The sequence below is a fragment of the Pseudomonas typographi genome (assembly GCF_014694385.1).
Classification (GTDB): Bacteria; Pseudomonadota; Gammaproteobacteria; order Pseudomonadales; family Pseudomonadaceae; genus Aquipseudomonas; species Aquipseudomonas typographi.
Genome location: NZ_JAAOCA010000175.1, coordinates 1 through 255 on the forward strand (window position 1 = coordinate 1; position 255 = coordinate 255).

Consider the following 255-nt stretch of genomic DNA (forward strand, 5'->3'; position numbering starts at 1 on the left):
GTAGGGGTACTGCAGCTTGGCGTCGATGACCTCGGTGTAGCTGACGACCGTGGTGGTGGCCTGAATACTCGAGCTGGTCGAGTCCGCGGTAGTGCGCCGGACGCGGATCGTCCACCCTTCTTCCGCCTCGGGCAGGTCGATGCGGTGCGAGCGCTGATAGCCCGAAGTGGTCTTGCCGCTGAACGACGTGGTTATCACCGGCTGATAATCGGCGCCATCGGTCGACAGCTCGACGACGTAGTTCACCGTATAGCC

1 protein-coding gene is annotated in these 255 nt (G+C 62.7%); it reads right to left on the bottom strand.

Annotated elements, in window-relative coordinates; all coding sequences use genetic code 11:
* Positions 1 to 255, bottom strand: a 255-nt coding sequence (gene gpJ, locus HAQ05_RS28285) for a TipJ family phage tail tip protein (protein ID WP_190427763.1), incomplete at both ends; no start/stop codon positions are given.